General features: G+C 69.3%; 25 protein-coding genes and 2 pseudogenes. 19 read left to right on the forward strand and 8 right to left on the reverse strand.

Features of this window, described 5'->3' with window-relative positions; genetic code table 11:
- The 9 genes and pseudogenes from ACZ4Z5_RS02435 (at window position 1) to ACZ4Z5_RS02475 (ending at window position 6398) form a co-directional block, all read left to right on the forward strand.
- On the forward strand, window positions 1–516 hold the full coding sequence (locus ACZ4Z5_RS02435) for a GFA family protein (protein ID WP_468255406.1): 516 nt from the start codon (window positions 1–3) through the stop codon (window positions 514–516).
- 18 nt (window positions 517–534) lie between these two features.
- On the forward strand, window positions 535–1014 hold the full coding sequence (locus tag ACZ4Z5_RS02440; RefSeq protein ID WP_468255409.1) for a GNAT family N-acetyltransferase: 480 nt from the start codon (window positions 535–537) through the stop codon (window positions 1012–1014).
- A 77-nt stretch (window positions 1015–1091) separates the two neighbouring features.
- Window positions 1092–1736 carry a M15 family metallopeptidase gene (locus ACZ4Z5_RS02445; protein WP_468255412.1) on the forward strand — a complete coding sequence of 215 codons (645 nt, stop codon included), beginning with the start codon at window positions 1092–1094 and terminating at the stop codon, window positions 1734–1736.
- 245 nt (window positions 1737–1981) lie between these two features.
- Window positions 1982–2263 (forward strand): annotated as a pseudogene (locus tag ACZ4Z5_RS02450) (hydroxymethylbilane synthase); the annotation flags it as partial.
- Between the two features lie 208 nt (window positions 2264–2471).
- Entirely contained in the window at window positions 2472–2831 is a 360-nt protein-coding gene (locus ACZ4Z5_RS02455) for a hypothetical protein (RefSeq protein ID WP_468255415.1), read from the forward strand.
- A gap of 1073 nt (window positions 2832–3904) precedes the next feature.
- Entirely contained in the window at window positions 3905–4390 is a 486-nt protein-coding gene (locus ACZ4Z5_RS02460) for a GFA family protein (protein WP_468255417.1), read from the forward strand.
- A gap of 378 nt (window positions 4391–4768) precedes the next feature.
- Window positions 4769–4981, forward strand: a complete 213-nt coding sequence (locus tag ACZ4Z5_RS02465; protein WP_267804706.1) for a hypothetical protein — start codon at window positions 4769–4771, stop codon at window positions 4979–4981.
- Window positions 4981–5652 carry a restriction endonuclease gene (locus tag ACZ4Z5_RS02470; protein ID WP_468255421.1) on the forward strand — a complete coding sequence of 224 codons (672 nt, stop codon included), beginning with the start codon at window positions 4981–4983 and terminating at the stop codon, window positions 5650–5652. Before ACZ4Z5_RS02465 ends, ACZ4Z5_RS02470 begins: the two co-directional genes overlap by 1 nt.
- A gap of 38 nt (window positions 5653–5690) precedes the next feature.
- Complete coding sequence (locus ACZ4Z5_RS02475; RefSeq protein ID WP_361370348.1) at window positions 5691–6398, forward strand: restriction endonuclease; 708 nt, start codon at window positions 5691–5693, stop codon at window positions 6396–6398.
- A gap of 280 nt (window positions 6399–6678) precedes the next feature.
- Here ACZ4Z5_RS02475 and ACZ4Z5_RS02480 read toward each other — a convergent pair whose 3' ends face one another.
- The 4 genes from ACZ4Z5_RS02480 to ACZ4Z5_RS02495 all read right to left on the reverse strand — a co-directional run bounded on the left by ACZ4Z5_RS02480 (window position 6679) and on the right by ACZ4Z5_RS02495 (window position 9707).
- A complete protein-coding gene (locus ACZ4Z5_RS02480; RefSeq protein ID WP_468255426.1) occupies window positions 6679–7299 on the reverse strand; it encodes a hypothetical protein in 621 nt (206 codons plus the stop codon).
- The gene (locus ACZ4Z5_RS02485; RefSeq protein WP_468255429.1) at window positions 7296–8501 is read right to left on the reverse strand and encodes an MAB_1171c family putative transporter; all 1206 of its coding nucleotides are present in this window, start codon (window positions 8499–8501) and stop codon (window positions 7296–7298) included. The genes ACZ4Z5_RS02480 and ACZ4Z5_RS02485 overlap by 4 nt, the downstream gene beginning before the upstream one ends.
- Window positions 8502–9083 (reverse strand): hypothetical protein, encoded by a 582-nt coding sequence (locus ACZ4Z5_RS02490; protein WP_468255432.1) that lies wholly within the window; start codon window positions 9081–9083, stop codon window positions 8502–8504.
- Between the two features lie 177 nt (window positions 9084–9260).
- The gene (locus ACZ4Z5_RS02495; RefSeq protein ID WP_468255435.1) at window positions 9261–9707 is read right to left on the reverse strand and encodes a helix-turn-helix domain-containing protein; all 447 of its coding nucleotides are present in this window, start codon (window positions 9705–9707) and stop codon (window positions 9261–9263) included.
- An 804-nt stretch (window positions 9708–10511) separates the two neighbouring features.
- Between ACZ4Z5_RS02495 and ACZ4Z5_RS02500 the strand changes: the two genes are divergently transcribed.
- From ACZ4Z5_RS02500 to ACZ4Z5_RS02545, 10 genes are all read left to right on the forward strand, one after another.
- The gene (locus ACZ4Z5_RS02500) at window positions 10512–11414 is read left to right on the forward strand and encodes a helix-turn-helix domain-containing protein (protein WP_468255438.1); all 903 of its coding nucleotides are present in this window, start codon (window positions 10512–10514) and stop codon (window positions 11412–11414) included.
- A gap of 7 nt (window positions 11415–11421) precedes the next feature.
- Window positions 11422–12138, forward strand: coding sequence for a zinc finger domain-containing protein (locus ACZ4Z5_RS02505; RefSeq protein ID WP_468255440.1), 717 nt, complete (start codon window positions 11422–11424; stop codon window positions 12136–12138).
- Window positions 12139–12297: 159 nt separating this feature from the next.
- Complete coding sequence (locus ACZ4Z5_RS02510; protein ID WP_468255549.1) at window positions 12298–12939, forward strand: WhiB family transcriptional regulator; 642 nt, start codon at window positions 12298–12300, stop codon at window positions 12937–12939.
- Window positions 12936–14621, forward strand: a complete 1686-nt coding sequence (locus ACZ4Z5_RS02515; RefSeq protein ID WP_468255443.1) for a hypothetical protein — start codon at window positions 12936–12938, stop codon at window positions 14619–14621. The genes ACZ4Z5_RS02510 and ACZ4Z5_RS02515 overlap by 4 nt, the downstream gene beginning before the upstream one ends.
- Window positions 14618–14809: a hypothetical protein gene (locus tag ACZ4Z5_RS02520; RefSeq protein ID WP_468255446.1), complete on the forward strand. Its 192-nt coding sequence runs from the start codon at window positions 14618–14620 to the stop codon at window positions 14807–14809. The genes ACZ4Z5_RS02515 and ACZ4Z5_RS02520 overlap by 4 nt, the downstream gene beginning before the upstream one ends.
- Before the next feature lie 86 nt (window positions 14810–14895).
- Window positions 14896–15132, forward strand: a complete 237-nt coding sequence (locus ACZ4Z5_RS02525; RefSeq protein WP_468255449.1) for a hypothetical protein — start codon at window positions 14896–14898, stop codon at window positions 15130–15132.
- Window positions 15129–15755 carry a plasmid mobilization protein gene (locus ACZ4Z5_RS02530; protein WP_468255452.1) on the forward strand — a complete coding sequence of 209 codons (627 nt, stop codon included), beginning with the start codon at window positions 15129–15131 and terminating at the stop codon, window positions 15753–15755. Before ACZ4Z5_RS02525 ends, ACZ4Z5_RS02530 begins: the two co-directional genes overlap by 4 nt.
- Window positions 15752–17494, forward strand: coding sequence for a relaxase/mobilization nuclease domain-containing protein (locus ACZ4Z5_RS02535; protein ID WP_468255455.1), 1743 nt, complete (start codon window positions 15752–15754; stop codon window positions 17492–17494). Before ACZ4Z5_RS02530 ends, ACZ4Z5_RS02535 begins: the two co-directional genes overlap by 4 nt.
- Before the next feature lie 317 nt (window positions 17495–17811).
- Complete coding sequence (locus ACZ4Z5_RS02540) at window positions 17812–18255, forward strand: hypothetical protein (protein ID WP_468255458.1); 444 nt, start codon at window positions 17812–17814, stop codon at window positions 18253–18255.
- Between the two features lie 78 nt (window positions 18256–18333).
- On the forward strand, window positions 18334–19026 hold the full coding sequence (locus tag ACZ4Z5_RS02545; protein ID WP_468255461.1) for a hypothetical protein: 693 nt from the start codon (window positions 18334–18336) through the stop codon (window positions 19024–19026).
- 290 nt (window positions 19027–19316) lie between these two features.
- Here ACZ4Z5_RS02545 and ACZ4Z5_RS02550 read toward each other — a convergent pair whose 3' ends face one another.
- From ACZ4Z5_RS02550 to ACZ4Z5_RS02565, 4 genes and pseudogenes are all read right to left on the reverse strand, one after another.
- Window positions 19317–20138: an SPDY domain-containing protein gene (locus tag ACZ4Z5_RS02550; RefSeq protein ID WP_468255464.1), complete on the reverse strand. Its 822-nt coding sequence runs from the start codon at window positions 20136–20138 to the stop codon at window positions 19317–19319.
- 13 nt (window positions 20139–20151) lie between these two features.
- Window positions 20152–20442 (reverse strand): hypothetical protein, encoded by a 291-nt coding sequence (locus ACZ4Z5_RS02555; protein ID WP_468255467.1) that lies wholly within the window; start codon window positions 20440–20442, stop codon window positions 20152–20154.
- An 85-nt stretch (window positions 20443–20527) separates the two neighbouring features.
- Window positions 20528–20881, reverse strand: coding sequence for an SPDY domain-containing protein (locus ACZ4Z5_RS02560; RefSeq protein ID WP_468255470.1), 354 nt, complete (start codon window positions 20879–20881; stop codon window positions 20528–20530).
- 301 nt (window positions 20882–21182) lie between these two features.
- Window positions 21183–21268: pseudogene (locus ACZ4Z5_RS02565) on the reverse strand (IS5/IS1182 family transposase); the annotation flags it as partial.

The raw sequence follows: 21268 nt of genomic DNA on the forward strand, positions 1-21268 counted from the left end.
ATGCCCAGTTCATCCCACCTCTCCGGCCAGACGACCGATCCGACCTCGACCGGTGCCTCAGCCCCGGACCCGTACCGGGCCGCCAACGGACCAGCCGTTGCGATGAGGACCGGGCGCTGCCAGTGCGGGAACATCGTGTACCAGGTGGAAGGCATTCCGGACGATCCGCATCTGTGCTCATGCCGACACGAGACACGCATCTCCGGCGGCCCCGCTGTCCTGTGGGTCGGCTTCCGCAAGAACAGGCTGATGTGGACCGGTCCCGGTGGCGAGCCGACGTGGTACGCGACCTGGCCGACCCTGCGCCGCGGCTTCTGCCCGCGCTGTGGGACACACCTCGTCTCCCTCGCCGACAACTCGGACATGATCATGGTCACCGGTTTCAGCCTCGACGACCGCAGCGGCACCGATCCCGTCGGGCATTCCTATCGCGACGAGGCAGTCCCGTGGATGACCATCACCCTCGCTTCCGAACCGCTCGCTTCGCGGCCCTATCCGACGCCACCTCTTTCGTAGACGAGAAAGGCTTCCGCTGTGACCACTCCACGGCTGGCACGTCCTGACGACGCCGGCGAGATCGCCCGTCTCAGATCCGAGCTGATCTTGTCCGAACCTCTGGACGAGACCTGGCTCGCCATCTGTAGCGACCAGCTCGCTGCCCGGCTCCAGCCCGACGGCGACGCCCGGGCCTACGTCATCGGCGCCACCGGCGGAAGGCTTGCCACCTGTGCTCTCGCCTTCCTCCAGCCGCTTCTTCCCGCACCGAAGTACCCCAAGGGCTTGGCCGCACGTATCCACGTCGTCGCCACCGAACCCACCTGCCGGCGCCGGGGCTACGCGCGGGCCGCCATCACCGCACTCGTCGACCACCTTGAGCAAGACGGCGTCACTCTCTACGAACTACACGCCAGCGAAGGCTCGGCTGCGCTGTACGAGGCAGTCGGCTTCAACCACGATCCCGCGCTCATGCGCATGACCCGATTCCCCAACTCCACCTGCGGGAGTACGACATGACCCGGCCGGCGGTGGTGATGCAGGCCCGCCACACCGGCACGGCCGCGTACGCCGGCGCATGGGCCCTGGAGGCATAGATGAACATCGTGCTGATGTCCGACCGTCGCGTCGCCGCCATCCCCGTCGCGGACTGCGGCGAGCCGCTCGTCGACGTCCGCGGAACCTTGTTTGTCGACGACCGCAGGGCCGACCCGATGGGCGCCTTCGCCCATCTCCGGCAAGGACTCCTCGACCGGCTTCTGTACGCCCAGTCGCTTCTGCCCGAGGGCCTTCGCCTGCTGTTCATCGAGGGGTACCGCCCGCCCGACCTGCAACAGCAGTACTTCGAGGAGTACGCGGACGAGCTGCGTACGGCCAACCCCACCTGGCCACAAGACCAAGTGCACGAGGCCGCCAGCCGGTACGTGTCCTCTCCGGAGATCGCGCCGCACAGCGCTGGCGCCGCCGTCGACCTCACCCTTGTGGACGCCGATGATCACGAGCTGGACATGGGCACGCGCGTGAACGCGAGCCCCGAGGAAAGCGACGGTGCCTGCTACACGGGCGCGAACTCGATCAGCACCCGGGCCCGTACGAACCGAACCACGCTGGCCAACGCCCTGTCCGCCGCCGGACTCGTGAACTACGCGACCGAGTGGTGGCACTGGAGTTATGGCGACCGGTACTGGGCGCTGATGGCACAGCAACCGGCTGCCCTGTACGGACCACGCGACCTCCCCTGATCAGGCCGAGCTATCGGCCGGCCACGTCCACCGCCACGGCAGCTCGGGGACCGCGTGAGTCCCTCGCGCCTCCAGGCACCGGTGCCGCCGCGACTGGCTCCCCCTAAACCCTTCCGCCTGAAAGCGATCCGTGATGACACCCAGCACGACCACCACCCAGTTTCGGGTGGGCACCCGGCCCAGCCCCATGGCCATGGAGCAGACCGGCCGGGTCGAGACGGCCCTTCCGGTCCCTGCACCCGCACATCGACCTCGAGATTCTCAGGATCACCTCCCAAGGTGACCAGCACCGAGGCCCGCTGGCCGAGATCGGCGGAAAGGGCGCGTTCACCCGCCGGGCTGAAGAGCACCTTCTCGACGGCCGGGTCGAGGCCACCATCGCCTGCGCGAAGGACATCCCCGGCCCCCACGACCGGGCCCCCGGGATTACGGTCGGAGCGGTCCTGCCCCGCGAGGACGTCCGCGACGTTCTCGTCCTGCCCGCTGGACGCCCACCCGCCACCCTGGACGCCCTACCACCGGGCACCCGCATCGGCACGATGCGCACCCCGCCGGGCGGCACTCCTCAAGGCCCTCCACCCGCAGTTGATCCCCGTACCGATCCGCGGGAACGCCGACACCCGGATGAACGCGCTCGATTCCGGCACCTTGGGGCGGATGCCATGATCGCCGCCCTCGCAGGACTCCGGCGCCTCGGCCTCGCGGACCGCGCCTCGCAAGGCCCTGGACCCCACGGTGTGGCTGCCCGCTGCCGGCGCCGGGATCGTGGTCATCGAGCACCGCGCCGACGACCACAGCACCAGCCAGCTCCTCACCCCGCTCACCCACTCCCCCACGCGGGTCCTCTTGGACGCCGAACGCGCCACCCTCGCCGCCCTGCGGGGCGGCTGCCTGACCGCCGCGTCCGTCCACGCCACCCTCGACGAGGACCACAAGTGCGTCACCGTGCACGCGGTCGTCCTTGACCGAGCCGGCGGCGCCCCCCTTCGCACCGTCACGAGCGGCCCCGCAGCCGACCCCACTGGTGTCGGACACCGGGCGGGAGAGCAACTGCTGGACGCCGGCGCCACCCGACTCCTGGGAGAACGACCATGAGGGGCACGACAGCCCCGGGGAGCGGCCAGGCCGCGGGGAGCACGGCGGTGTTCGTTCCGCCGAGCCAACGCGACGACCAGGTGCGGATGCGGAGGGCGCACGCGGCTGCGGCCCGCAGGTTCGGCGTGGAGGCGACCGGGCGGGAAGTCTGGGGGTGGCGAGCCGGCCGCTGGTGGCTCCGCCTCCTCTCCGTACCCAAGGACAAGCGCGGTGATCGCCTATGAGAGGGCACGGTCACCGCCGATGCTGCACTCCCGTTGGCCAAGGCCAAGTCGAGGATCATTTGGGCCCAGTCGGGCCGCCAGTACGCTCTGTCCCCCGCCCGCGGTTGCACGACCTGCTGGACTGGTCCGCAGGCGGCCACCCGTACCGCGCGGAGCTGACCGAGTACGTGCCCCTGCCGACCCTCCAGACGGGCGGGCCCGTCCTCCACTCGGAGCTGGAGCTACCCGACTCTTGGTGGGCGGACTCCCGATCGCCCCCACCGTGCTTGACCGGGACGGCGTCCTGCGCACCGCCCGAGCCCGCCACCACTTCTCCTTCCACCCCAGCCCCGTCCCCGAGGACCTCACGGTCCGCCAGTCCTGGGCGTGGACCTTCGCCCCGGACGGGCGTGTCCTCATCCTCCTCGAACCCGACACGGGCGCAGCCTGTCTGCCTGGGTGGCACGCCCGAACCCCAGGACGAAGACGACCCCGTTGGCACCCTGATCCGTGAAGCAGCCGAAGAGGCCGCCGCCGATCTCGGCGAGCCCTTGCTCCTCGGGCACCTCACCGACCCCGACCAGCCGGCCGCTCGCGTCCGGTACGCCGCTCTCCTCACTGGTATCGGCCGCGTGTCGACCGACCCGGCCACCGGCCGTAGCTACACCCGGGTCCTGGCCACTACGGAACAAGCCCTGGAACTCTTCGACTGGGGCCACCTGCGGCAGAGCAGCTCGCCGCCGTCCACCAAGCCCGCGAGCACCTCGGTATCCCCCGCGCCTCGCGCCAGCCCTTCGCCGAACTCACAGAGCCTTCCGCCTGGTAGCGCACCGCCCCCTCCACCACACCGACCTTCGATCGAGGATCCCCATGACCAGCGCATCGTCCCGCCACTCTGTACAACCCCGCCTCACAGAGGTTGGCAAAACCACACCCTGCACGGTGCCGACCGTCACTCCTGGTCCGGTTCAGTCGCCGGAGACTCGGACGGGCCAGTGCCTGTGCGGCCATATCCGCTACGAAGTGGTCGGCGACCCAGACGATCCGCACCTCTGTTCCTGCCGGCATGAAACGCGGATCTCCGGTGGGCCGGCCGTACTGTGGGTCGGCTTCCGCAAGGACGGGCTGAAGTGGACCGGCCCAGGCGGCGCACCAACCTGGTACTCGACATGGCCGACCCTGCACCGCGGGTTCTGCCCCCGCTGCGGCATCCACCTCGTGGCAGTCGCCGATGGCTCAGGCATGGTCACGGTGACCGGATTCAGCCTCAACGATCACCGCGGCATCGAACCCGTCGGCCACTCCTCCCGAAAAGAAGCCGCGCCGTGGATGACTATCAGTCTCGAGCCGAACTAGACCGTCATGAAGTGAGGCAGTGGATTGGGTCGTGGCGGCTCCGGCGTGCACGGCGTCCTGATGAGCGCCGCGGCATTTGGCCAATCATCGGCTCCGCGCGCTGACAGGCGATTCCGCAGGCCAGTTGGCCTTCCCTCAAGTGCGCCATGCAGCGTTCCGTGCGTCGGAGCCCACTGGGCAACACCCCATCGAGTGAGGTCAGCGGCTTGCGGGTTCCAGCATCAAACGGGGCGTCGTCGTCACGCTGTGCATGGCTGGATGCAGTTCTGGTCGGGCCAAGTTTCGTGATGATCCATCAGCTTCTGTCAGTGCGCGCTGCTACACCGATTCCTGGGAAGGGTTGCACCACGCGGCCCTTCCCTGACGGGAGGGATTCGCATGGCCAAGATTCCGGATGGGTTCCACTATGTGCGCGGGCATGTTCGCCGTAACCCGAAGCCGCGGAGCACGAAGCGGATGAGCGGGTGGATGATCGCCGGACTGCTGGCGGGGGTCTGGCTGTGGGGACAGCTATTCGGGTTCGGCCAAGCCGCGACCACGCCTCCTCCAGCGGATCCGAAGCCGGCGCACAGCGTGCCGGCCGCCCGCTGATGAGCCGCTGGCGCCTGCGGCGGCCCCGTGGCGGCGTTGAGGTGGCCTCGGCGATTGTCGTGGCCGTGGCCGTTGTGGTCCTGGTCGTCCGGGGCGCTGTCGTGGCCGCCGTCGCCGCTCGGGATGCGTGGCCGGTGCTGCTGGTCGTTGCGGTTCTCGGCGGGCTCGTCGCTGTTTGGCGCGTCAGGCAGACGGCAAGGGAACGGCAGCGCGCGAGGGAACGGCTCGCCGTACTTCGCTTCACCCTGGACGAGTGCGACGCCATGGACGACAGGCAGTTCGAGTACGCACTGCGGGACCTGCTGATCCGGGACGGCTGGCCCGCACGCAGGGTGGGCGGCAGGGGTGACCAGGCCGCCGACGTCATCGGTGATCACGCCCAACGCGGCCGGATCGTCGTACAAGCCAAACACACCCGTGTCGGCGGGCGAGTCGGCTCATCAGTGATGTACGCGGTCAAGGGCACGGCCGGGCCCGCCCACCGCGCCGATCACGCTGTCGTCGTCACCAACGGCACCTTCACCCGCGACGCCATGGCCTGGGGCGACCGGCACGGAGTCCGCTGGATCGACCGTCAGAGGCTGCAGCGGTGGGCAAACGAGGGCATCGCCCTCCATGAACTCCTCGCCTTGCCCGCTCGCCAACGACGGGCCTTGCGCCGCACTGCCTGACCACGCGCACAGGTTCCCGACTCAAACCGAGGAGCGGCATGTTCGAAGAGGACGGCAGTCTCGACCCATTCCTGAAGTTCCTGCTGTACGGCATCCTCACCCTCGCCATCGGCAAGATGCTCTGGCAGTGGCTCACCGAGACAGCGGTTCCGTGGATCGTGAACGAGCCCTGGGCATGGGTCACAAGTCATCTGTGGTGGACCGGAGCCATCAGCGCCGGCCTTCTGCTGCTCGTGGTCGGCAGTGTCAAAGCGGGCCTGCTCGCCCTCGACTACACCACAGGCCACAGTGCCCCCCTTCCCACCGCCTCCACCTCCCACGTCGAGCAGGAAGCTCCCTGCGAACCGACCTTCCGCATGTGGCAATTGGAGACGATGACCCCAACCGAGTTCGAAGAAGCATGCGCCGAGCTTCTGATCCGCGACGGCTTCACCGAAGTGCAGCGTGTCGGCGGAGCCGGCGACCTCGGAGCCGACGTCAGAGCCCGTGACAGCGACGGTGACCTCGTGATCATCCAGTGCAAGCGCTACCGGGCCCGGGTCGTATCCGGCCACGTGCAGCAGTTCAACGGAACCGCGCGCCCCCACCACGGCGCCGACGTGGCTATCATGATCGGCCTCGCCGGGTTCACCGACCCTGCCGCCGCGTTCGCCGACCAACACCGCATCACGCTGCTCGGACGACGGGAGATCAAAAAGTGGGCACACGGCACCCACCTCTACAAGGCCGCCACCGTCCGTACCTGATCACCGTCCTGCCGCAGCATCGCAGGCTTCGAGCACTGCCGCATCGCGGTCTCCCGGAAATCGCCGAAAGCATGGCCCACGAGATCGCCCCCATGAGGCTCATGTAGGAGAACGCTGCCCGCGCCGGGAGGCACAGCCGTCGTCGGGCGTCAACGGCCCGGCACCGACTATGCGCTAGACCGCTCAAACATGCTGGGTGCGCTCTTTCGGCAGCGGTTGGCCCAGTTCGAGGCCCGTCGGATTGGAGATCGCTCCGTGATCCGATTTGGCTTCCGAGAGCTCAGCGAAGAAGAGTGAAGACGAGAGCTGAGATGGAACCGAGAGCGGTTCCGCAGACGAGCTGGGCAAGGGTGTGGGCCTTGAGAATGCGGCGGGACCACCCGACGGCCAGTACGAGAGGCACGGCGGGCAGCATGGCCGGCCCGTAGGCCAGCAGGAGGATCATCACGGTTCCACCGGCGACGGCGTTGTGGACGGAGATCTGCCACCACACGGTTACCGCCAGGCTGCTCGCAAGGCCGACGAGCATGGCAATGACGAGCGCGAAGACCTCGCTCGGAGCCCGGAGGACGTGCAGCAGCACGATGCCGGTGACGACGGAGATGAGGGTGGCGATCAGGGGCGCGATGCGCTGCTTACGTATGCGTATGTGCTTGTCGGTGAGCTTCCCGCGCCGGACACCCAGGCGGATGATCGCGAGGGGGATGATGCCGCAGAAGAGTGCAGCGAGCAGGCCCCAGGCCACACCGGCGAAGCTGGCGGTGCTGTGCCAGCCGATGAGCAGGAGAAGGCCGATGACCAGGTGGCCGGGTGCGAGGACGTCGGTGATGGCTTTGGCGACCTTGACCCGAGGCGAGGCTTCAGCGTAAGTCGGGGTCGGTTGCGCGGTGAAGGTGCTCATGCCTGCGGCTCCATCTGATCGTCGTGCGTGAACTCGTCGGCGAACTCCCGGACGAGCTCGGAGTGATACGCGTCGGACAACTGGGTCAGCGCGGTGATCTCGGTGGTGAGGTCGGTGCCGCCACCGGCCGGCTGGTGCTCAAGGTGCTCTGCGGGAGAGACGCCGGCCAGCTTGGAGTGGCGTGCGACAGCCAGCCAGCATGCCTCTGCGGCGGTTGCTGCCTGGGTGCCGAACAGTCCGTGCGACTGAACGTGGTGCATGGCCTCCTCGCGCAGGTACAGGGGCGCGTAGTCGCTGAGACTCAAAGCGGCATCGCGGATCTCGATGGTGCGCCGGTAGAGGCGGCTGTGGACGTGGCGCAGATCGAGGCGCTCGGCGGCGCAGGAAGCCCTCGGGTTGAGTCGCACCGACGGGGTGGCATCGGTGAGTTCCCGCCAGAGCGGGCGTAGACGCAGGAGCGTCGTTCGTTCGGCGTGCCAGGCGCGCAGTTTGACGGCGGCGGGAAGGCTGCTACCGGTGACGATCATCAGGAGGGCCGCCATGAGCAGATAGGTGCTCACATAGTCGTCGACGTCGCCGCGGAACACCCCGTCGCCGGTGACCCGCGTGACGATCGCCGCGATACGAGTGATGCAGTAGGCGACTCCGGCGGCGAGTCCCCCGCCGATGATGCGCAACCCCCAGCCGAGGGAATGGCTGTCAGAACCGCCGCTCCACCGCCAGCACACACGGATGCCTCCCACGAGTGAGGAGCTGAGGTAGCCGAGGAAGACAACGGTGTAGGCGACCAGTGCCCAGCGGGCCGTGGGGTCACGGAATATCTTGTTCGTCTCGTAGGGCTGGAGCTCGGCCAGAAAGATGGCGGTCATGATGACAGCGGTAACGAGCGGAATCGCGATTCGCAGAGTTCGCGCCTGCCGGCCTTTCGGTGATTGCCCGGACACCCCTCGGAGGAACGCCAGGAGCGTTGCCGAGGAGAGAACGCCGCCGAAGAGATGCTTCAGCAGGTAAGAGAGGTCAGTGATCCCGGTCCATTGGTCCAGCACTCGACCTGCCGGTAGCCGGAGCGTCATCATGACGGCCAGTCCGAAGAATGTCCACCACAATGTGCGGTCGACGCCTTTACGCCAGACTCTAACTGCCCGCCACACTGTGGTGATCCACAGCAGCAGGGCGATAACTGCCGCGAAGAGAGGACTCATTTAGGAGCCCTCCCCTCTCAAAGCTGCATCCAGACGGTTGAGTTCGGGTGCACGCGTTTCGGGGGTTCGCGGTCGGAGCTTGGCAACTTCCGCTATACGGGTGGCCAGTTGCTCTGCTTCGCGCTCTTGTGGGCTACTGAAGTTTGCGCGGCCGAGGACGCTTCGGACGGTCCGGGGATCGATGCTGGTGAAGAGTTTCCCGAGGTCGGCGCCCGGGTCTGTACCGGCTGCGGTCGAATGTCCGAGGAGTATGTGGCTGATCTCGTGCAGGACGATGTGATCACGGTGGAGGGGGGATGTCGATGCCTCGTAGAAGATGCAGTCGGCGTTGTCGAGTTCCACCCACAGGCCACAGAGCTGATCGTCGTTGCCGTTTACGCCTTCCACCGCCTCCACCAGGAGAGGACGGCCACGATGTGCAGCGACGACGTCGCAGAACTTCCGCAGATCGAAGGGTGAGGGGATGTGGATCCCTGCCAGGGGATCGCAGATCCGTTCTCGCGAGCTTCTAGTGAGTCGTCCACGCAGCCGCAACGCTTCCCCCGGGGTGCTACCAATACCTTCGCCCTGCATGCCGTGCACGGCGAGGTAGACGATATGCGACCCCGTCCATGATCAATTCACGCGTGCCACGCCGCGGGAATTCATGATCGCCACACTGTGCGACACCTCAAACGCGAAGTCACTCAAGTTCCCGCGCCCCAGCGATCCGAACGTGCGATTTTCAACTTACTGACTGTAATCACCTTGTGGCGCGGCTCACACATTCTTTTCCGGCGGGTTGCCGTCGTTCAGCCCCTCCATCTCTCGCGCCCGCTCAATGAATGCCTGGATAGTGCTGAGCGTTTCAGGCGAAAGACCCGATGCCCTGAGGGCAACAGAGCGAACCTGATTGTCGCGCATGCTTTCCAGAAGCGAGAGTTCCGCGTCGGCTCGGCGACCTTCCTCGTTGTCGAAGAAATACGCGGGGGGAACGCCGAAAAAGTCAGCGATCGCCTTAAGGTACTTAATGCCTGGATTGTCTCGCTGCCCCGTGCGCAAGTGATGGAGGAAGCTGGCCGACATCGCGGGGCCGCCCTTCTCGGCGATCCCATTGGCCACCTCGCGCAGGGAGTACGGCCCTCGACCTTCCGGGTGGATCACCTTGAACAGTCGGTCGATCTTCTCCGCGAGGAAGCGACCTTCCTCGCTCACCTGACCACCCACGGCACCCTCCTTCGCAGCACTCTTCCCCCTTATGCCCGTTTACGAGTGTGGACAATACACGATGCTACTTGATCAACTGTTCTTCTCAGTTGACAATCTGCGCTGCTGACGTCGTAGTCTCCTCCTGCGCCCGTCAACAGGTGTTAACAGGGTGGGTGAGCGGTGGATGCCGACGCAGTTCGGAGAGGGGGAGGCGGCATGACAAACCGGGCTGATCCCCGCCCATGCGGGTCGCCGGCGTCAACGTGCGTGAGCACGTCAAGGAGCCGGCGGCTATATCGGTCATGCGAGTTGCCGGACGCGTCCGCGCCTTCCGGTGCCGGCAACGCCCATGCGCGCACGAGTGGCGGCCAGGGCGTCGACCGCACCTCGATCGCGCCTGATGGCTGCCACCGGCGATGGATGTCGAATCGGGGCGGGCATGCGGTCTCGCGACTTCTACAGAGATTAAGAACCAAGTCTGGATCTTGACACGGGGTACGTGCCATGTTCGTCGTTCCCTCGGGCAGCTACGCCCGACACCACCAGACCAGCATGGGAGACGGCGTGCACCCCAGCCACGACGGATAGACCCCCTGTAACAGCGACGGCGCCCGAGAGCGGTAACTCCCGGACGCCGAACGCTGAATGGCACGACCGCCCCGGCAAGGGCGGAGGTTGCCCACCATCACCGCGCTGATCCCTTCCACGGGGCGTCTCAGCGCGACAACACTGCAAAGGAGATTGTTGCATGCAGTCTGCCCTGCGCAAAAGGCCGGAGTCGGCCTGCGCGGCAATGGACCGCTACTTGTTCGGTGGTGGCCGATGAGCAAGAACACCCGCGACTGGGTGTGGGAGCACAGCCGCAGCCGGGGAACCGCCCGCCTGGTGCTTCTCTCGATCGCCGACCGGGCAGCCGACGACCAGTGCATCGCCTGGGCTTCCGTCACCAGCCTGATGAAGAGGACGAACGCTTCCCGCAACGCGGTACGCAGCGCTCTGACCTCGCTCCTCGACAGTGGTGAGCTCAAGCAGCTCGACGAGTACGAGGGCCCGCAGCGCAGCTCGGTCTACCGGCTGCCCCTCGCTGCCGCATACCTGGCCAAGCTCGTGGTGGCCAAGCGAGACGAGTCGGACGTCGAACGCGCCGATCCGGCATCGGAGTCCGATCCGGTGCCCGACCTGGATGAAGCCAAGCTTCGGCGGTACGCCATCTACCGCAAGAAGGGGGCAAATTCCGACTCTTCCTGCCCGGATCTGACCGGGCCAGATTCCGACCCCTCACGTCAGAATCCGACCCCCCGACGGGTCAGATTCCGACCCAGGGAAGGGTCAGGTTCCGACCCCCAGAACCGTAGTGAACCGAAGGTGAACCGTAGGTACAGCAGCAGTAGTGGTGCTGCCGTCACCTCGGCCAGCGAGTGGCAGCTCGACCCAGCCACCCACACCTGGGCCCGCCAGCAAGGTCACCTCGCCCGCCTCGGCGAGGACGGCCTGCGCGCCGCCGACCAGAAGTGGCGAGCCCACCGGGCCGACTACAAGCCCCGGACCGCAGGAGCCTGGGCTGCCGACTGGCGGTCCTGGGTCGCCCGAGAACACCCCCAGAGCCGCCCGAAGCTCTACGCCCTGCCCGGCAGCGGCCCCGCCCAGGCAGGCGGCATGACCCGCGCCGAGGCCCACACCGCCGCCCTCCTTGCCGCCCTCGACGAGCCGACCGGAACGGAGTAGCCACACCGTGGATCGCCGCGAAATCGCCGCCCTGCTGGCCTACATCGGCCGACTCGACCCCCGCACCATCCGCACCGACCAGGGCGAGGCCCGCGACCAGCTCGCCCAGTGGCACGAGCTGCTCGGCGACGTGCCAATGGCCACCCCGCACGGCTGGGACGCCCGCGTCACCGCCCGCCAGCACATCCGCCTCTCGCCGTACCCGATCCTGCCTGCGGACGTCGCCCGTCCGTGGGAGACCTACCGGCGTGACCGCCTGACCCGACACACCGACCCCACTCCGTCCGTCGATCCGGACGATCAGGCGGCCTGGACCGCCGAGCTGGTCGGCACCCGACGCGCGGTGGCCGCCGGCATCGCCAAGCCCGCGCAGGCCCGGGCGATCACGAGCGGTCGCGACGGAATCGACCCGCGGTTGAAGGCAAGGCTGCAGGAGGTCGGCTCCTGCATACCGCCCGCAGCCCGAGCCGCCCTCGCCCCCTACCGGCCCGCACGCGCGGCTCGCGAGGCGGCCGTCGCCCAGGGCCAGCCCGACGCCCTCTCGGTCCGCTGCGAGTGGTGCCAGGCCCAGGTCGGCGAGCCGTGCCGCCGCCGACGGGTCGACCGCGACGGCTATGCACGCGGCAACGCCTCGCGCGCCACCCCTCACCCTGGCCGCCTCGACCTCGCCGCCGCCCAGCAGAGCCAGCAGAGCCAGCAGGTTCAGCAGCCCGCGATGGCCTGACCGGCTCACAACGCCGGTGCATCCCACCCGATGCACCGCCACCACACCACCGTCCCGCCTCGGCTGCGGCGCACCTCCCTGCGCCGCAGCTGGCACCCGACGCCGCGTCCCTCCGACGCCGGCCCCGACCGGCCACGCGGCAGCACATCGGAGACCCCCTTGCGCCACATCACCACCCACGACGCGCCGCCCACCGGCCTGCGCGGCATCGGCGACACCAGCTGGCAAAGCCGCGGTGTGTGCCACGGCATGGACCCAGAGGACGCCGACGCCGTGTTCTTCCCGCTCCCCCGGGACCACGAGGCCATCGCCGAGGCGAAGGAGCTGTGCGGCTGGTGCCCGGTGCGCCGCGACTGCCTCAACTACGCCTTGGAGAACGTCCTCAAGGACGGCATCTGGGGCGGGCTCACCGAAGCCGAGCGACGCCCCTGGCATGACGGGCTGCCCCAGCGCCTCGACTACCGACGCGTGAGCGCGTTCTTCAACGGACGCGACGTGCACCTGACCGAGGCCGAGCGCCAAGTCGTCATCGACCACGCCTACGTCCGGGGCTGGCGTCCCGCCCGGCTCGCCGCCGCCCTGCAGATCAGCCACAAACACGCCCGTGACCTGCTCCGGCAGGCAGCCAACAAGATCCTCGACCGCGACCGCACCTACGGCGTGCCCCGGCCCAAGAAGAAGAGGAAGAAGGCCGCCCCGACCGCAGGCGGCCCCGTGCCCGCCCGGCCCGGCACACGGCAGCCGGTGACCCGTCCGGTGGCGTCGACCTCGGCGCACGCCCCTCTCGGAAAGGCAGCATGACCCACCCCGTCCTGTCCCTCGGTGCCGCTCCGGACCTGCCTCTCCTCCTCGCGATCGGCGTGCCCGCCGCCCTCACCCTGGTGCTGACCACCTGGGCGATCCGGCGCCGGGACACCCGCCCGCAGAAGCGTCTCGGCAGCCCGGCGGTCAAGGTCGCCGCGCTCGCCGCGCTCGGCTGCACCGCCTACAGCGCGGACACGAGCTGGCGCTTCGCCGCCGACTACCTCGACATGGCCGGCACCGCCGAACGCGCCGCGATGTTCGCCGCTGCCGAACTCGCTCTCTTCGCGACCGCGCTGATGGCCCGGCAGAACCTGGCCACCCAGGGTGCACCCGGCCTGCCCGGCACGCTGGTCTGGGTGATCACCGGAGTACAGGTGATCCCCGCCTACGCCGAGAGCGGCCCCGTCGGCGGAACAGTCCGCGCCTTCGTCGGCCCGATCATGGCGGCGATGCTCTGGCACCTCGCCATGGGCATCGAACTGCGCCTGCGCACCCCGGGCGCCGCCTCCCACGGGCTGATCGCCGTCCTGGGCCGGGAGGCGCGCGAACGCCTGCTGTCCCGCCTCGGCATCGCCGCTCGAGACCGCGACGCCGCCCAGATCACCCGCGACCGGGCCACCACCCGCGCGGTCGCCCTCGCCGCCCGCCTCGCCGAGCGCACGCCCGCACAGCAGCAAAGCTGGCGAGGCCGACGGCTGACCCGGCGCCTGTCGAAGGCGGTCGGCAGGGCCTCGGTCGGCACCGACCCCGTCCAGCGCGCGCAGATGCTCGACCAGCTCGCCGCGCGTCGGCACGCCCTCGCGCTCGCCACGGTCCCGCTCCCCTCTCCCTGGTCCCCTGCGCACAGCATGACAACGGCGGCCACGGTCCCCTCGCCGCCGACGTCGAATGCACCGGTCCCCGTCCCCGGTCCCCACGGTCCCGACGAGCCGGACGCGAACCGGGGACCGGGCGACCCGCGGGGACCGGTCCCCGGAATCGCGGACTCGAAGGCGTCGCCAATCGTGGGGACCGAAGGCTACGAAATGGGGACCACTGCGGGGACTGAGGCCCCTGAAGCGAGCGCGGCCCCGGGGACCGGTCCCGCCAATCCGGAAGCCGCAGAGGGGGACGCAGGGGGCACGGAGACCGACCGCACTACGCGAGAAGTACCTGCTCAGGGCTCTGATTCGCATCAGGGACCGAGCGTCGCCGAGTCCGGGACCGAGACCACCGGGGACCGGGGACCGACCGACACCGACACGGGGACCGAGACCACCGGAGACCGGGGACCGACCGACACCGACACGGGGACCGAGACCACCGGAGACCGGGGACCGACCGACACCGACACGGGGACCGAGACCACCGGGGACCGGGGACACCAGGTCCCCCTTCGCCGGAAGACGGCCACGAAGCCCCGGACGAAGGACAAGGGGAAGCGCGCCCGGCCCCGCACCCCGCGGACCCAGCATCCGCCACGCGAGCCGGAGCAGTCGGTGGAGCAGCTCGTCCAGCAGGTCCGTCCGCATGTCCCTGCCCTGCTCGCACGGGACGGCAACGCGGCCGTCACCCGGGTCCAGCTGCGCGAGATCCTCCGCCGCGAGGGCCTGAAGGGCGGCCGGAACGACCGGCTGAGCCTCGTCCTCCAGGAGCTGCGCAGCGACAACACCACGACAACAAGGAGCGCCGCCCGATGAAGACCTGCCACCAGTTCGACACCGTCCGCGCGGAGTACGAGCGAGAGATCGGCTTCCTGCTCGCCCACTCCAAGCGGCACGAGGGCAGGCCGGCGGCGAAGTCCAGCGCGAAGCAGGCTGCCTCGACGAAGCAGCGGATGGCCCGGGCCCTCAACAGCCACGTCGGGCGCTGCCCTGAGTGCGGCTGAACCGGCAAAACCCCAGCTCAATCCCTCAATCACAACGGGTGGCCCGGCTTCTTGCCGGGCCACCGCCCCGCTCAAGGAGGTACGCCGTGGTTCCGCTTTCTCCTCGCTCATCCGAGCCCACGGTCGCCGAGGCCGGCACCTGGGCGGACGTCCTGGTCCGTCGGCGACTCCTGCACGCCGCCGTCCTCGCGCCCACCGGCCAGTGGCTCGTCCAGGACCACCCCGACGGCCCCGTCCGCGTCCTCGCTGGACCGGCCGACGTCGTCGAACTGGCCGCCACCATCCAGCACCGCATCCGCTCCACGAGGCCCGAAAGCCGATGACGAACCCCAACCAGAACGGCACCACCCCGGAACCTGCTCCCGACCGCAACTCGGTCTCGGGGCGAGCAAGTTGGGGCGGAAGCGTAGCTTCCGCCGAACCCGCCCCCAAGGGGACGGGAGAGGGCCTGCACCGGGGGGCGCAGGTCCTTCTGGCTTCGACCGAGGGCGGATCGAAGCCAGAGCAGGAGGAGACGCGATCCGAGCCGCGCAGCCGCCGTGACCGCGCTGCACGTGCCCGCCAGCGTCCCCGACAGCCGCCCGAGAAGAAGCGCCTGCACCAGCCCAACACCCGTTTCAACGAAGAAGAGTTCGCCCTGATAAAGTCCGCCGCCGCCCGGTGCAACCTGTCCGTCGCCGGTTTCCTCGCACGTTCCGCGCTCGCCGCCGCCCGCGACCTCGACCGCACGAGCGCCGAGATCGCCAACGAACGCGAAGTGATCACCGCACTGTTCGACAGCCGCCGCAGACTCGGCTGGGCCGGCAGCAACCTCAACCAGGCGATGAAGGCCCTCAACTCCGGTGCCGATGCCCCGCAGCTCGAAGCGGCGATCGCCGCTGTCCAGCATGCGGCCGGCACCGTCCACACCGCCGCCTCGCAGCTCATCGCGCACTGTTCCTCATGATCCCCAGCGTCAACAAATCCGGATCACGCACCATCGGCCTGCTCGCCTACCTGTACGGGCCGGGCAAGCACGAGGAACACATCGACCCGCACCTCGTCGCCTCCTTCGACGGCATGTCCCCCGACCCCGGCCGCGACCCGCACGCCACCCTCAAGGACCTCCAGCAGCTCCTCGACCAACCCGTCGAGGCCCTCCCGACCCACGCGCGGCCCGCCAAGCACGTCTGGCACACCTCCGTGCGCGCCACCGCGGACGACCGCATCCTGTCCGACGAGGAGTGGGGCGACATCGCCCGCCGCATCGTGGCCGCCACCGGCATCGACCCCGGCGGCGGCGAACCCGGCTGCCGCTGGGCCGCCGTACGCCACGCGGACGACCACATCCACATCGTCGCCACCCTGGTGTGCGAGGACGGCAGCCGCCCCGACGACTTCCGCTCCGGCAAGCGAGCCCAGGCCGAATGCCGCCTCATCGAGAAGGAACTCGGCCTGCACCAGGTCACGCCCGGCGACGGCACCGCCGCCCAGCGCCCCACCAGCGCCGAACGCCACAAGGCCGAACGCCAGGGCCGCGAGCGCACCGCGCGGGAGGAGCTGCGAGAGGCGGTGCGCCGCGCGGTGGCCGGCGTGCAGAGCGAGAAGGAGTTCTTCGACCGGCTGGCCGCCGCCGGCCTGCTCATCCGCAAACGGGTCGCCCCCTCCGGAGATCTGCTCGGGTACAAGGTCGCGCTCCCCGATGACCGCAACAAGGACGGCGAGCCGGTGTTCTTCCCCGGCGCGCGGCTCGCCCCGGACCTGTCCCTGCCCCGCATCCGGGAACGCTGGTCTGCCGACAGCCCCGATCGTGGTGATGCCGCTACGACGGAGCCGCCCGCGCAGCCGGCGCCGAGCAGTCCGGCCGTCGCGCGCCGGCGGACCGCGTCGGCCGCGTGGCAGGCGGTGCTCATCGTCGAGCACGGCGAAGACGCGGTCGCCGCCGCGTACATCGCGGCTGCCGGTGAGGTCCTGGACGCCCTCGCCAAGACCTCCGCCGCCCACACCCGCAGCGAACTGCGCGAGGCGGCCTGGGTATTCGAGCGGGCCTCCCGCTCCCACGTACGGGCCGAACGCGGGCACGACCGGGCGCTGCGCCAGGCCGCGCGCGACCTCGTCCACAGCGGCCCCGCGCTCGGCCGCGGGGAAGACGGGGCGACCACCGCGATGGCGATCGACATGCTGTTCTTCCTCATCACCGCAGCCGCCCACTGGCACGCGAAGAAGAACCACGCCCAGCAAGCCGCCGCCGCACGCCAGGCCGCCGAGCATCTGCGCGCCGCCTATCGGACCGCCGCCAACCAGCCTCTCGGTGCGCTGTACCAGCGCGGTCGGCACCTCACCCGCCCACTGCGGCAACGGCAGGCGGCGGTGCTGCGCGAGGCGCTGCCGGAGCTGGCCGAACAGATCCTCGCCGAACCCGGCTGGTACGCCCTCGCCTCCACCCTCACCGACGCCGAGACCGCCGGCCACGACCCCGCCGCCCTCCTTACCGAAGCCGCCGGGCTACGGGAGCTGTCGAGCGCGGAGTCGGTCAGCGACGTGCTCGTGTGGCGGCTGCGCCGCACAGCTGGCCTCCCCGCCGACACCACCGGCATGGCGCCCACCAACCACGCAGTGAAGCGGGCAACGAGCAGAGCTGTCCCGTCGCGTTCCAAGTTCCCCCGCCCGCGGTCGGACGACCAGCAGATAGGCAACTTCCGGTAAATCACGGGTCAGCTTGTCCCAACGACTTGCTGTCGCCAGGCCGATTCCGTCCGGCCATCCCGTCTCGTATTGCCTGCGAAGTGGCCAGGGTCGGTTCTGACCGGGCGGACGAGGTGGGCCGGCGCTGGGCGGCACCACATGACCGGAGCCGCCCAGAAATTGCGCCGCACCGGAGAGATGCGGGGCGTCAGGACACCGGGCGGAGCCTCGGACCGCGACACAGCCGATCGTGACTGTGGACTTTGTGAATTGAAGCAGGTCGGGGACGGGAGACACGATCATGTCGCGTGCAGGCCGAGACGAGGGAGGACAGCCAGGTGTTTCACCGGATTCGCCGCCGCGCGGCGCAACCCAGCGAGATGGAGCGACTGCACTACGAGGCGTTCGTGCGGCTGGAGGGCCGGGTACCGCCGGAGGTCGAGCGGATGCGGGCTGAAATAGGGTCCGCCGATCCGGCGACGGTGGTGGACGACTTCCTGCCGCCGGAGCTGCGCGTACCGAGCCACGACCAGCTCGACGGCCGGATGATGCCCTGGGCGCAGCCGATCGTCCTCGACGACGAGATCGTCGCCTGTGCCGGGTGCGGTGCGTACCGGGACTGGGTCATCATCTCCACCCGCGACCAGGTCTGGCTGCGCTGCCGCCAGGGGCACCAGCAGCATGAGCCGCGTCTCGACACCGCCTGGTACAACCGACACTCCGGCCCCGCGGACGCGACGCACGCCACGTTCGAGGACTGCCTGCGGCACCTCGGCCACTGACCCCCACTCCTACGACCCCACCGGGCCCATGGCCCGCGCTGCCCAACCGTCACCTCACAACAAGGGGTCAGTTCACCCATGCGCGTCCGCGTCTCCGTCGCCCTCGGGCTCACCGCCGTCACTCTCCTCGCCCTGCCCGCCTGCTCCACCGACCACCAGGAGGCGAAGCCAGCTTCCCCCTCCTCTGCAGGCAGCGGGAAGCCGGCCAGCACCGACAACGATGCCCCGCTGTCCTCGGCCGCGCTCGAGGCGCGCCTGCTCGACGAGACCGATCTCGGCGACGGCTACGCCCGCAAGCCCGAGCGCCCCTCCCAGCACGACGACGTCACCGTCCTGGGCTGCTCGGCCCTCAACGAACTGGGTGGCGACGCGGCCACCGGAGGGTCACTCGACTTCCCCCGCCAGGCAGAGGCCACCTTCACCTACGGCGACGGCAGCGACTCGGAGGTCTCCGAGGAGCTGTACAGCGATACCGCGAGCAAACTCTCCGACGGCATGGGACGCATTTTCGAGGCCATGACCGGCTGCCCGGAGTATCAGGTCCTTGCCGGCAGCAACGCGATCGACATCACCACGCAGAAGACGGCCCCTCCCCGGCTCGGTGACGAGCAGTGGAGCCAGCTGATGACCTTCTCCGCCGGTGGACGCGACAGCGTGTTGAAGCAGACCGCGATACGGGACGGCAGCGTGCTGATGATCGTCTCCGGCTCGCCGGCCCTGGTCGACCGGCACCTCGACAAGGCTCTCGCCAAAGCGACAACAGCCCGCTGACACCGGCCCGTACGACCACCCCGGCGCCCTCGACCCCCGCGGTCGGGGGCGCCGGCGCGCTCGGCCGGCCGGGCGGTTCCCGGCCCGTGCTGCTACGGGCGCAGCGGATCGGGTGCGAGGGTGCGGTCATCCACGGCACGGTGCTCTGACGGAAGCAGCACCGAACGGGAAGGCACGTACACCCCTCACGGTGAACACCAGCCCGGAACACGAGAAGCTCGGCCACCCCGGATCGGGATGGCCGAGCTTCGCTTGTGTCGGCAGGGTGCAGCCGCCCCGCCCCCCGGCGCTCAAGCAGCCGGGGCGCGCAGGAGCCGCTCCTGAGTGCTCTCGGGCAGCACCCGCCGAAGAACCGGTGCGGTAGAGCTGAGCGAGCCGGCAAACGCGGCGACGAGGTCGTGCGGGACGCTGGCACCGAAGGAAGCGGCCCACAGGCACGGCGCGCCCAGCGCCGGCTCAGCCCATGCCTGCCATCCCGCCGGACCCGCTTCGTCCGCCTCGGCCACCAGGGCGCGCAGGTCTGCGTCCTGGATGAGCGGCGGTACCTCGCTGTGACTGAGGTGCGAGGTAAAGCTCGGGTCCATCGCTGCCGCGCCGGGCTGGTCGATGTCGCGCAGCCAGCCGTGCGCCGTGACGGCGTCGAGGACCAGCTCGGGCCCTGCCAGCGGCACGGCAGGCTGGTCGCGGGCGTCGAGCGCGACGAGGAAGTCGGCGAGAACCTCCCCAGGAACATCGGGCGTGAAGTAGGCGGACCACTGGGCAAGCGGGCTACTCGTGTCCGCGCGAGCGGAGACCTGCCAGGCAATCGGCAGCTCGCCAAGGCGGAACGGCTCGTCCGGCAGGACCCACTGAGCCCACCGGAGGGTGTCGGGACTGATGTGCAGAACGGTGCTGCGCAGGACCTGACGATCCTCCGGCGCCCCGTCCGGCTCCTGTCGTCCGCGAACGATCGTCAGGCTCGTCCAGCCGAGGCCGGCGAGCATGTCGGCGACGATGTCGTAGAGACATCCATCGTCACCAGCCAGGTGCCGGGGGCCGACCCAGTACGCGGACTGGGCGCTGATCGGGTTGAACGGGTCGAGCGGAAGGTCGGGGTGCAGGGGCGCCTCCAAGGGCTGGTGCGGGTTACTGGCCGCTGGCGGTGCGGCGGGGGCGGCGCGGGGGCGCCTGGACGGGAGACTGCCAGGCCAGCTCGACAGCGACCTCGGGCGGTAGGTGGCCGAGCTGCGTATCCGCGTCCCGGCCTTCGGCGAGATAGACGACTGTCTGCCCGGTCTCGTCCGTGCCCTGGATGACCTGGGCGATGCGGTGTGCCATCGGGAAGAAGGGATTCATCGCCTGGCGCACTGGAGCATTCCGGTCGCAGGCAGACAAGCGGTCGATGAGATCGCCGACGGTCATTTCCGTGCCTTCCACGGAGCCTCCTTGCATGAGAGATGGGCGGGCGGGGAGACCGCCAGAGCGCGGTCTGCGGTGGAGTCCCCGGACTCGAGCCTCTGCGTTACAGGCGCCGGGAGGTCTCCAGTACGCGCGCCACGGCTGCGGCGACGATTTCGGTCGGCGTCTCGGTGTCGAAGGACACGTGGTAGCCGCGCACCTTGGCCGTTCCGGTGACGGCGATCTTCCATCCCTCGCCGCTGGTGCCGGGGCGGCCGTGCGGGAACCAGCCGAGGTAGAAGCGGCCGTCCTTCGAGCTGACGTGTACGTCAGCGCGGTCGTCCACGACGAGGTTGAAGTCGGTAGCGGTGAATTGGTCCAAGACGAGTGTGGGCTGGCCGGGGCCGAGCTGCCACTCACGCAGCCGAAGGGCCTCGACTGTGGTGGAAAATCCGGGGCTCACCGGAGCCACGGTCACGGGCGATCACCTCTCTGAGCTGCTATTTCCGCGAAGGTCGTCTACGTTGACATGCCCAGCGCGCGTTGGCCAGTCATTCGTGGATCTTTCCCGTCTGCCCCCGGCGAACTTGTTGTCCTTGGACAGCAAAGTCAGTCGCCTGCTGTGCGCTGACCTGAGGCGACCAACTTGATTGGCAAGGGATCAACTCCAGATCATCTACTGAGCCTTCGAGGTGACCGTGGTGAACGCGTCTCTCGCTGCCGCGAAGGAGGAACCCTCTCTGCCACGCACACGGTCCATGTCGAGCCACTGAGCCTTTTCAGCGTTGCCTCTCCAGGGTGAGGACCGCGGCGCCGATTGCGGAGAGGCGCGTGGGGCTGCAGCGGGCGCGTCGGAAGATCCGCC

It is taken from the genome of Streptomyces sp. NPDC030222, from assembly GCF_055573115.1.

What these genes read in the sequence shown, in the direction of transcription:
- ACZ4Z5_RS02460 (WP_468255417.1), top strand. Translation starts at nt 3,905, where the DNA reads ATGACCAGCGCATCGTCCCGCCACTCTGTACAACCCCGCCTCACAGAG.
- ACZ4Z5_RS02520 (WP_468255446.1), top strand. Translation starts at nt 14,618, where the DNA reads ATGAAGACCTGCCACCAGTTCGACACCGTCCGCGCGGAGTACGAGCGA.
- ACZ4Z5_RS02475 (WP_361370348.1), top strand. Translation starts at nt 5,691, where the DNA reads ATGTTCGAAGAGGACGGCAGTCTCGACCCATTCCTGAAGTTCCTGCTG.
- ACZ4Z5_RS02445 (WP_468255412.1), top strand. Translation starts at nt 1,092, where the DNA reads ATGAACATCGTGCTGATGTCCGACCGTCGCGTCGCCGCCATCCCCGTC.
- ACZ4Z5_RS02480 (WP_468255426.1), bottom strand. Translation starts at nt 7,299, where the DNA reads ATGAGCACCTTCACCGCGCAACCGACCCCGACTTACGCTGAAGCCTCG.
- ACZ4Z5_RS02545 (WP_468255461.1), top strand. Translation starts at nt 18,334, where the DNA reads ATGCGCGTCCGCGTCTCCGTCGCCCTCGGGCTCACCGCCGTCACTCTC.
- ACZ4Z5_RS02465 (WP_267804706.1), top strand. Translation starts at nt 4,769, where the DNA reads ATGGCCAAGATTCCGGATGGGTTCCACTATGTGCGCGGGCATGTTCGC.
- ACZ4Z5_RS02515 (WP_468255443.1), top strand. Translation starts at nt 12,936, where the DNA reads ATGACCCACCCCGTCCTGTCCCTCGGTGCCGCTCCGGACCTGCCTCTC.
- ACZ4Z5_RS02435 (WP_468255406.1), top strand. Translation starts at nt 1, where the DNA reads ATGCCCAGTTCATCCCACCTCTCCGGCCAGACGACCGATCCGACCTCG.
- ACZ4Z5_RS02470 (WP_468255421.1), top strand. Translation starts at nt 4,981, where the DNA reads ATGAGCCGCTGGCGCCTGCGGCGGCCCCGTGGCGGCGTTGAGGTGGCC.
- ACZ4Z5_RS02500 (WP_468255438.1), top strand. Translation starts at nt 10,512, where the DNA reads ATGAGCAAGAACACCCGCGACTGGGTGTGGGAGCACAGCCGCAGCCGG.
- ACZ4Z5_RS02485 (WP_468255429.1), bottom strand. Translation starts at nt 8,501, where the DNA reads ATGAGTCCTCTCTTCGCGGCAGTTATCGCCCTGCTGCTGTGGATCACC.
- ACZ4Z5_RS02535 (WP_468255455.1), top strand. Translation starts at nt 15,752, where the DNA reads ATGATCCCCAGCGTCAACAAATCCGGATCACGCACCATCGGCCTGCTC.
- ACZ4Z5_RS02530 (WP_468255452.1), top strand. Translation starts at nt 15,129, where the DNA reads ATGACGAACCCCAACCAGAACGGCACCACCCCGGAACCTGCTCCCGAC.